A 9,282-nucleotide genomic window follows, 5' to 3' on the forward strand; every position below is an offset into this window, starting at 1 on the left:
CAAAAAGCTTTTGTTCAAATTTATAAGACTTAGTCCCACTTAAAAAGCGGACGACCTTCCATAAGTTCAAATACTTCGTTTTTAACTTTCTCAATAGCCGCATCGTCCGTGATATCAGAAATCACACGATCCATAAGATCTACGATTTTGGGCATATCAGATTCTGTGAGTCCGCGGGTGGTTACTGCGGCAGTACCAACTCTTATTCCTGAGGTCACAAAAGGAGATTTATCATCAAAGGGAACCATATTCTTATTCACTGTGATTTCAGCTTTATTAAGGGCATCTTCAGCTTCTTTTCCGCTAACATCTTTATTTCTCAGATCGATAAGCATCATGTGGTTATCGGTTCCATCGGAAATAACTTTGTAGCCTTTTTCAACAAAAGCAGCAGCCATTTTCGAGGCGTTCTTTTTAACCTGTACCATGTAATGCAGAAATTCATCGGTAAGGGCTTCTCCAAAGGCAACCGCTTTTGCAGCTATTATATGCTCCAAAGGCCCACCCTGATTTCCGGGGAAAATACCTGAATTCAGAATTGCAGACATTTTCTTAGGTTTTCCGTTCTTAAGAGTTTCACCAAAAGGATTATCGAAATCTTTCCCCATAAGTATAATTCCACCGCGAGGTCCGCGAAGGGTTTTGTGAGTGGTAGATGTAACCACGTGACAATGAGGAAGCGGGTCGCTTATCAATCCCTTGGCGATCAATCCTGCAGGATGTGCGATATCGGCAAACAGGATAGCTCCTACACTATCGGCTATCTCTCTAAATTTCTTATAATCTATTTCTCTTGAGTATGCCGAGGCTCCGGCGATAATCATTTTTGGCTTTTCCTTCTGGGCAATTTCAGCAACAGCATCGTAATCAATGAGACCGGTTTCTTTATCTACCCCATAAAAAACAGGCTTATAAAGTTTTCCCGAGAAGTTTACGGGAGAACCATGGGTTAAATGCCCGCCGTGGGAAAGGTCAAAACCTAAAAATTTATCTCCCGGATTTAAACAAGACTGAAAAACCGCTGTATTGGCCTGAGAACCTGAATGTGGTTGCACGTTGGCATATTCGGCACCAAAAAGTTCTTTTACCCGGTCTATAGCGAGTTGTTCTACTTTATCTACTACCTCACATCCGCCGTAATAACGTTTTCCGGGGTAACCTTCAGCATATTTATTGGTTAGTACAGAACCGGCAGCTTCCAGTACCTGTTCACTCACAAAATTCTCACTGGCAATTAATTCCAATCCATTTAACTGACGCTCTTTTTCTTCTATTATTAAATCAAAAAGTTCTGTGTCTCGTTGCATTCCAATTGTTTACGTTAAATATTCCTCAAAAGTAAGAAATACATTCGGTTAATAACAGGAAAATAATATATTTGGATGCATTAGATTTTAACAAAAAAACAAGAAATATATGCCTATTACTGCTAACGATCCAAAAAGAAAAACCTGGCTGGATACTCCCGCAGACACCGATTTTCCAATACAAAATATTCCTTTTGGTGTATTTTTAACCCGGGATGATGTCATTACCATTGGCACCCGGATTGGCGATTACGCTATAGATCTCGGAGCTCTGCATCAACTTGGTTATTTTGAAGGGATTCCGTTAACCGATGATATCTTCCTGCAGGATACTCTAAATGATTTTATTTCTGATGGCAAGAAGACATGGAGACTGGTCCGTAACCGGATCGCCGATATCTTCGATGCAGATAACTCAAAGCTTAGAGATCACGAAGAGCACCGTAAAACCGTACTCTTCACCCTTGAGGAGATCGAAATGCAAATGCCGGTACAAGTTGGTGATTACACCGATTTTTATTCCAGCAAAGAACATGCGACGAATGTGGGGACAATGTTCAGGGATCCTGAAAATGCCCTTTTACCAAACTGGCTACATATTCCTGTGGGATACCACGGAAGAAGTTCTTCTATAATTCCCAGCGAAATTCCGGTACACCGTCCACAGGGGCAAACTAAACCAAAAGATTCAGACAAACCAGTGTTTGGACCTTCCCAACGTGTGGATTTTGAACTGGAAATGGCATTTATAACTACAGATGCAAACGTGCTAGGGGAACCTATACCGATTGATGAAGCAGAAGACTATATCTTTGGAATGGTAATGTTTAACGATTGGAGTGCCAGAGATATGCAAACCTGGGAATATGTGCCTTTGGGGCCATTCCTGGCGAAGAATTTCGCTTCTTCAATTTCTCCCTGGATTGTAACTTTAGATGCTCTGGAACCATTCAGGACAGAGAGCCCTAAACCAGAGATAGAACCTCTTCCCTATTTAAAAAGCAACGGAAAGAAAAGTTTTGATATTCACCTGGAGGTATCCCTTCAGCCTGAAAATGGCGAAGAAAACCTTCTGGCAAAATCGAATTTCAAATATATGTACTGGAATATGAGTCAGCAACTCGCTCACCACACGGTGAACGGATGCCCGGTAAATTCTGGTGATATGATGGCATCAGGAACTATTTCAGGTCCTACTCCCGACTCTTATGGTTCTATGCTTGAACTAAGCTGGAAAGGAGAAAAGCCTATTAAATTAAAAGATGGAAGCGAGCGAAAATTCGTCGAAGATAACGACACAGTAATTATGCGTGGTTTTTGTAATAATCACGATCGCCGAATAGGTTTTGGTGAAGTAAGAACCAAACTCCTGCCTGTCTTTCAACCAAAAAAGAAATAATAATAAAAGCCCGGGAAACCGGGCTTTTTCATTTTTTAAGACGTTGACTTTTTACCTTTATCTTTTTTCTGCTGCTTGAGATCCATAAATTCCTCTTTTTGCCGATCCTCATCGGCAGCAATCTCTTTAGCAGATTTCCCGGGCTCAGCCTTTTCTTTTTTATTCTTTTTCTTCTGAGAACGATCCCGGAATTCCTCCTGCTCCCTTTCCTTATCCTCCTCCTTTAACTGTTTCCAGTTTTCTTCCAGTTTCCTGATATCTTCCTTTTTAGCCATTTTTCAGATTTTGAATAAAAGATACAAAGGCAGGCGCTAAACCTTTAGTCTATTATATGATTTTTAACAGCTAGTTTTAAATGTATTCAGGAAGTTTTTCAGCATTTATGCTTTGATGGGAGCTATGGTGAACCACCTTCCCGTCTTTAAGAACAATGAGTTGCGGACTTTCGTGACGCACCCTGAATCTATCGGCTATCTCGTTAGACAGTGATCTGTATTTAACCAGGTCCATAAAATAGTAGACCGCATCAAAGTCTTGCGGAAGATCTTTTTCAAACTTGTTTAAAGTGATCCGACTTATTCCACATCGGGTAGAGTATTTAAAGATGATCACTGGTTTACTGAAGGATTGTTTCTCCAATTCCTCAATATCTTTTTCTTCAGTAATATAGTTCCATGGAATTTTATCGATTTCCTCTTTTGCAATATCCCTTTCACTCCTAAACATTTTATCAAATAATCCCATAGTTTTTCTTTTTTCTAATCTTATTTCTTAATAACTTTAATATCCCGCCAAATCTCAAAAATTTTTCCATAAAATTAAATTAAAATGACTTTTTGTCTGTAAATTTTTAGAGAAATCGGTCATTTTGTCTTTATCTTTTAATGGTATATGTATTGCTTTATTCCAGAAAAACAACTTGATTATGAATTTCGATAAGTTTACAATAAAATCTCAGGAGGCCATCCAGCAGGCTCAGCAATTAGCGCAGGAATTAGGCCATCAGCAAATTGAGAACGAACATCTTTTTAAGGCCATAACAATAGTTGACGAAAATGTAACGCCTTTTCTACTCAAAAAGCTAAATATAAATGTAAATCTCTTCAACGATATCCTGGAAAAAACTTTAGAGAACTTTCCCAAAGTCAGTGGTGGAGATATCATGCTTTCCCGCGAAGCAGGAAAAACCGTGAATGAGGCTCCCATTATCGCCAAAAAGATGAACGATGAATACGTGTCCATTGAGCACTTGATCCTGGCAATCTTCAAATCATCCAGTAAGGTGTCACAAATACTCAAAGATCAAGGAGCTACCGAAAAAGCTTTAAAAGCTGCCATTGAGGAATTGAGAAAAGGAGACCGGGTGACTTCTCAAAGCGCCGAAGAAACCTACAATGCCCTTAATAAATACGCCAAAAACCTCAATCAAATGGCTGAGGAAGGGAAACTGGATCCGGTAATTGGACGAGACGAAGAAATACGCCGTATTCTCCAGATCCTCTCCCGTAGAACTAAAAACAACCCAATGCTGGTTGGAGAACCAGGTACCGGTAAAACCGCCATTGCAGAAGGTCTGGCCCACCGAATTATAGCTGGAGATGTACCCGACAACCTTAAAGATAAGGTGATCTATAACCTGGATATGGGTGCGCTTATCGCAGGTGCAAAATACAAAGGCGAGTTTGAGGAAAGATTAAAAGCAGTAATAAAAGAAGTTACTTCCAGTGAAGGGAATATAGTTTTATTCATAGACGAGATCCATACATTAGTTGGTGCCGGAGGTGGACAGGGCGCCATGGATGCCGCCAACATTTTGAAACCCGCCCTTGCCCGTGGGGAATTAAGAGCTATTGGAGCTACAACCCTGGACGAGTATCAGAAATATTTTGAGAAGGATAAAGCTCTCGAACGTCGTTTTCAAAGAGTAACTGTGGATGAGCCGGATACTGAAAGTGCAGTTTCTATTTTACGTGGAATTAAAGAAAAATATGAGACTCACCATAAAGTGAGAATCAAGGATGAAGCGATTATCGCCGCGGTAGAATTATCACAGCGTTACATCACCAACCGTTTTCTACCCGATAAGGCTATTGACCTTATGGATGAAGCCGCCTCCAAACTAAGGATGGAGATCAATTCCAAACCCGAAGAACTGGATGTGCTTGACCGTAGGATCATGCAACTGGAGATAGAAATGGAAGCTATCAAACGGGAAAAAGACGAAAATAAACTTAAACTTCTTCGTTCCGAGCTTGCTGAATTAAAAGAACAGCGAAACGAATTGAATGCAAGATGGCAAAATGAAAAATCTGTAGTAGATAATATCCAGAATTTAAAATCAGATATTGAAGATTTTAAACTGGAAGCCGAAAGAGCTGAGCGGGATGGTGATTATGGAAAAGTTGCTGAGATACGTTACGGAAAGATCAAAGAGGCCCAGGAAAAGCTTGAAAAGCTTCAGCAGGAGCATGGCGAAAAGCAGGAAGGGAAATCCCTGATCCAGGAAGAGGTAACCCAGGAAGATATCGCGGAGGTAGTTGCCAAGTGGACCGGAATTCCGGTAACCAAAATGTTACAAAGCGACCGGGAAAAACTACTTAAACTTGAAGAACATCTCCACAAAAGAGTGGTTGGGCAGGAAGAAGCCATCATAGCGGTAAGTGATGCCGTGCGAAGGAGCCGCGCAGGACTTCAGGATCAGAAAAGACCTATTGGTTCATTCCTTTTCCTGGGAACTACAGGAGTAGGTAAAACCGAGCTTGCTAAAGCTCTGGCTGAATACCTCTTCGATGATGAAGCTGCGATGACCAGGATAGATATGAGTGAATATCAAGAAAGACATGCTGTGAGCCGTTTGGTTGGGGCACCTCCGGGATACGTAGGTTACGATGAAGGTGGACAATTAACTGAGGCCGTACGCCGCAAACCTTATTCGGTGGTACTTCTTGATGAGATAGAGAAAGCTCATCCTGATACCTTTAATATCCTATTACAGGTTCTTGATGAAGGAAGATTAACCGACAACAAAGGCCGCTTAGCCGATTTCAAGAATACGATCATCATTATGACCTCAAATATGGGAAGTCATATTATACAGGAAAAGTTTGATACTATTAAGGATATGGACACCGCAATGGAAATGTCCAAAACAGAGGTATTAGCACTTTTGAAACAGAACATTCGACCTGAATTCATCAACAGGATTGATGATATTGTCATGTTCAGTCCGCTTACCCAGGAGGACATCACCAAGATCGTAGACCTTCAATTAAAAGGAGTTAAGAAGATGTTGGCTCAGCAGAATATTACTCTGGACGCCACCCCTGAAGCCATCAGGCATCTTGCCAACCGGGGATTCGATCCGCAGTACGGAGCCAGACCGGTAAAGCGGGTGATACAGCGAGAAGTACTAAATAAACTCTCAAAGGAGATCCTTGCGGGAAGTATACATACAGACAGTATAATTTTGCTGGATGAATTTAATGAAGAGATGGTTTTTAGAAACCAGGAAAATCTCCAGGAAAACAATTAAAAATAAAAAGGGCCGCAAATTGCGGCCCTTTTCTGAAAAATCAATTCAACATTTAAACAAATCTACCATCTATCAATCTCATCTTTGAGCTCTTCCTTTGTTTTTCCGGTCTTTTCCTGCAATCTTCCCAGCATTTCATCAAATTTACCTTCAGAATAAGTTGTGTCATCATCGGTGAGCTTTCCATATTTCTGTTTGAATTCTCCACGAATCTGTTTCCACTTTCCTTCTAACTGATCATCGTTCATAATATCTCGGTTTTAGTTATTAATATGATATTAAATTTAAGGATTTACATTACCGAAGTCTCTCAAGAAACTCCTATTCTTATCTTAAGGATTTGTTATTTTTGGTCTTGAAGCAATTTCCATGAAAAAATTAAGTCTATTAGTAATATCGGTAATATTGTTTTCTGGTTGTGCCACAACCAGAAAACCAGATAACAGAAATCTTAAAATCACTTACCTGGACGATTTCGTGCTGGAACAAGGTCTTGAAATCGATGGAACAAAAGTGGGCGGTCTTTCAGGGATAGATTATTACGATAACACATATTTTTTGGTGGCAGATCAGCCATCGAACCCGCGTATCTATAAGGCTAAAATATCCTTGGTAAACCGTAGTATAGACACTGTTATTCTTTCTGAAGTGATCAGGTTGGATAAAGAAGAGGCCTTTTTCCAGGAAAGCACACCCGATCTTGAAGGCATACGTTTTAATGGAGAAACCGGAGAAATAGCACTAAGTTCTGAAGGTTCTATTCAGAACGGAAAAGACCCTTCACTTTTTCATATTTCTTCGGAAGGAGAATTTCTATTTCATTATGAAATCCCTGAATATTTTAAGGCCACAGGTGAACAAAAACCCAGAAACAACGGAGTTTTTGAAGGTTTGGCTGAAAGTGTAGATAAGACCGGATACTGGGTAGCCATGGAACTTCCGCTGGAAAAAGATGGACCTAAACCGAAGATATACCCGACAAATTCGCCTGTACGGTTCACAAAATTCAGTAAAGAAAACAGAAAGGCCGAAAGACAATTTGCCTACAAACTAGACGGAATTTCCAAAATCCCTATAAACTGGTTTGCAGTGAATGGAGTAACCGAAATTTTAGAATATGCAGAAGATAAATTCCTGGTGCTGGAACGAGCCTATTCTGCCGGGTATGGTTCCCATGGTAATACTGTTAAGATCTTTGAGGTGGATGCCTCGAAAACCACCAATACTTTGAATTTTGAAAATTTGAAGAAAGAAGATTATACACCGGCAGTAAAAAGACTTATTTTCGATTTTAAATCGGTTAAGGATTTCCTGGGGGAAGGGATAATCGATAATCTTGAAGGGATGGCCTTTGGACCGGTTTTACCTAACGGAAAACAATCCCTGGTACTGGTCTCAGACGATAATTTCAGTAGTTTTGGTCACCAGATCACCCAGTTCATACTTTTGGAAATTGCTTTTAAAAATTAATAAAATGAGATATCTTATACTTTTATCACTAATAATTTTTGCGGGCTGCAACTCACAAAAGAAAGACACTTCAGAGAAGATAAAAGATTCTGAGACGACTACTTATTATTTTATTCGTCACGCTGAAAAAGACACCCTAAACCCCGATAATGAGGATCCTGAACTAACACAAGCAGGAGTAGAACGCGCCAAAAAGTGGGCAGAGGTTTTCAGGGATGTGGAATTCGACCTAATCTTCAGCTCGAACTACAACCGCACGCTGAATACCGCAAAACCCATTGCCAGTTCACAAGAAAAAGAGATCGAGTTTTTTAATACGGAAAAACTCAACGATGAGGATTTTCAGCAGAAAACAAAAGGAAAGACTGTGCTGGTAGTTGGCCACAGCAATCTAAATCCTGAATTTGTTAATTATATTATTCAGGAAGAGAAATATGAAGATCTGGATGAAAAAGAATACGGCAGCCTTTTCATCGCGATAATTCATCCCGATGGTAGCCGAACTTCAGAAGTACTTTATTTCAATTAAAGCTTAACTTCTATATTTTCATTTTCTATTATGGAAAGTAATTCCAGTTCACGTGCTTCATACTTTTCATCGAGGTCCTCAAGAGGAATATCCAGATCGTCTGCCTTATAATTCTCATAATCTACAAATCTAATTCCCCCTACCGTTTGAGGGTTATAAGCTTTACGGAACCGGACTCCACCATCATTGATTTTAAAACTATAAGCCATATAATCTATAGTAAAATCTTCAGTATCGATCCAGTATAGGTATACATCTTCATGGTCTGTCACCTCTTCAGCATCATCAAAGGTCACCTGGACCTCATAATACTCTCTGTTATTAATGCTATCTTTTCCCAGAAGTTCTTTGTTAACCGCGGCATCGTTCAGGCCATAAGGAAGTTGCACGAAATAATGAACCGAGTTAACCGAATTGCTATAAACGGTTTTCATAGAATCGCTAATACTCACTGCTGTATCTTTATGATACCTGGTAAAACCGTCGTTGTTGATCACATCGTGATATTCGGTTCCGGTAGAATCGGTTATAAAACGCTCCAGCTGAAATTTACCTCCGTTACGGGTACTTTTGTATTCGGCGTCTCTGAATTTAAAGCTGATCTCGGCATTATTATATTTATCGCCTCCTGCTTTTTCTATGGTCTTATCGATAATTTGCTGGGCGGTGAGCTCTTTATTCTGATCACAGGAAAACAATAGGGCACTAACAGCCACAAAAAGGATGAGTTTTTTCATTTTAATTGAGATATGAATTTCAAAGGTAATTAATGCGTATTGAATTTTAATACGAAAAGTTATTTCAGAAGACCGGGCTTTGAATAATTTACAATTCCCTTATACCGGAATCTAAAATAAGCTTCCTATTTTTGCTGAAGTATGAAGAAGAAAACCAACACGATCAACATAAAAAACCGAAAGGCGAAATTTGAATATGAATTTCTCGATAAGTACGTGGCGGGGATTAAACTGGCAGGGACAGAGATAAAAGCAATTCGCCAGGGTAAAGCATCTATCGCCGAGAGTTTTTGTGAATTTCAAAACAA

10 protein-coding genes are annotated in these 9,282 nt (G+C 39.8%); 5 read left to right on the forward strand and 5 right to left on the reverse strand.

What is annotated here, in order from left to right; genetic code table 11:
- Positions 1 to 29: 29 nt before the first annotated feature.
- Positions 30 to 1,307 carry a serine hydroxymethyltransferase gene (gene glyA, locus ACESK1_RS06470; RefSeq protein ID WP_372919118.1) on the reverse strand — a complete coding sequence of 426 codons (1,278 nt, stop codon included), beginning with the start codon at positions 1,305 to 1,307 and terminating at the stop codon, positions 30 to 32.
- Between the two features lie 109 nt (positions 1,308 to 1,416).
- Between glyA and fahA the strand changes: the two genes are divergently transcribed.
- On the forward strand, positions 1,417 to 2,706 hold the full coding sequence (gene fahA / locus ACESK1_RS06475) for a fumarylacetoacetase (protein ID WP_372919120.1): 1,290 nt from the start codon (positions 1,417 to 1,419) through the stop codon (positions 2,704 to 2,706).
- A gap of 35 nt (positions 2,707 to 2,741) precedes the next feature.
- On the opposite strand, the gene ACESK1_RS06480 is transcribed toward fahA, so the two are convergent.
- Positions 2,742 to 2,981 (reverse strand): hypothetical protein, encoded by a 240-nt coding sequence (locus ACESK1_RS06480; RefSeq protein ID WP_372919122.1) that lies wholly within the window; start codon positions 2,979 to 2,981, stop codon positions 2,742 to 2,744.
- Positions 2,982 to 3,057: 76 nt separating this feature from the next.
- Complete coding sequence (ytxJ, locus tag ACESK1_RS06485; protein ID WP_372919124.1) at positions 3,058 to 3,450, reverse strand: bacillithiol system redox-active protein YtxJ; 393 nt, start codon at positions 3,448 to 3,450, stop codon at positions 3,058 to 3,060.
- A gap of 181 nt (positions 3,451 to 3,631) precedes the next feature.
- Here ytxJ and clpB point away from each other — a divergent pair, with 181 nt between their 5' ends.
- Complete coding sequence (clpB, locus tag ACESK1_RS06490; protein WP_372919126.1) at positions 3,632 to 6,238, forward strand: ATP-dependent chaperone ClpB; 2,607 nt, start codon at positions 3,632 to 3,634, stop codon at positions 6,236 to 6,238.
- 62 nt (positions 6,239 to 6,300) lie between these two features.
- Here the strand turns inward: clpB and ACESK1_RS06495 are convergent, their stop codons facing one another.
- Entirely contained in the window at positions 6,301 to 6,486 is a 186-nt protein-coding gene (locus ACESK1_RS06495) for a CsbD family protein (protein WP_372919128.1), read from the reverse strand.
- Between the two features lie 121 nt (positions 6,487 to 6,607).
- On the opposite strand from ACESK1_RS06495, the gene ACESK1_RS06500 reads away from it, so the two are divergent.
- Complete coding sequence (locus ACESK1_RS06500) at positions 6,608 to 7,708, forward strand: esterase-like activity of phytase family protein (protein WP_372919130.1); 1,101 nt, start codon at positions 6,608 to 6,610, stop codon at positions 7,706 to 7,708.
- 4 nt (positions 7,709 to 7,712) lie between these two features.
- Positions 7,713 to 8,237 (forward strand): histidine phosphatase family protein, encoded by a 525-nt coding sequence (locus ACESK1_RS06505; RefSeq protein WP_372919132.1) that lies wholly within the window; start codon positions 7,713 to 7,715, stop codon positions 8,235 to 8,237.
- On the opposite strand, the gene ACESK1_RS06510 is transcribed toward ACESK1_RS06505, so the two are convergent.
- A complete protein-coding gene (locus tag ACESK1_RS06510; protein ID WP_372919133.1) occupies positions 8,234 to 8,974 on the reverse strand; it encodes a DUF6503 family protein in 741 nt (246 codons plus the stop codon). The two genes, ACESK1_RS06505 and ACESK1_RS06510, sit on opposite strands and share 4 nt — an antisense overlap.
- A gap of 141 nt (positions 8,975 to 9,115) precedes the next feature.
- Here ACESK1_RS06510 and ACESK1_RS06515 point away from each other — a divergent pair.
- Positions 9,116 to 9,282: SsrA-binding protein (locus ACESK1_RS06515; protein ID WP_372919172.1), on the forward strand; the 167-nt coding region annotated here is incomplete at its 3' end.

The organism is Salegentibacter sp. (genome assembly GCF_041642575.1).
Classification (GTDB): domain Bacteria; phylum Bacteroidota; class Bacteroidia; order Flavobacteriales; family Flavobacteriaceae; genus Salegentibacter.

Bases quoted from the DNA above. Each gene is read 5' to 3' on its own strand.
- ytxJ (WP_372919124.1), bottom strand. From the start codon at position 3,450: ATGGGATTATTTGATAAAATGTTTAGGAGTGAAAGGGATATTGCAAAA.
- fahA (WP_372919120.1), top strand. From the start codon at position 1,417: ATGCCTATTACTGCTAACGATCCAAAAAGAAAAACCTGGCTGGATACT.
- clpB (WP_372919126.1), top strand. From the start codon at position 3,632: ATGAATTTCGATAAGTTTACAATAAAATCTCAGGAGGCCATCCAGCAG.
- ACESK1_RS06510 (WP_372919133.1), bottom strand. From the start codon at position 8,974: ATGAAAAAACTCATCCTTTTTGTGGCTGTTAGTGCCCTATTGTTTTCC.
- ACESK1_RS06505 (WP_372919132.1), top strand. From the start codon at position 7,713: ATGAGATATCTTATACTTTTATCACTAATAATTTTTGCGGGCTGCAAC.
- glyA (WP_372919118.1), bottom strand. From the start codon at position 1,307: ATGCAACGAGACACAGAACTTTTTGATTTAATAATAGAAGAAAAAGAG.
- ACESK1_RS06480 (WP_372919122.1), bottom strand. From the start codon at position 2,981: ATGGCTAAAAAGGAAGATATCAGGAAACTGGAAGAAAACTGGAAACAG.
- ACESK1_RS06495 (WP_372919128.1), bottom strand. From the start codon at position 6,486: ATGAACGATGATCAGTTAGAAGGAAAGTGGAAACAGATTCGTGGAGAA.
- ACESK1_RS06500 (WP_372919130.1), top strand. From the start codon at position 6,608: ATGAAAAAATTAAGTCTATTAGTAATATCGGTAATATTGTTTTCTGGT.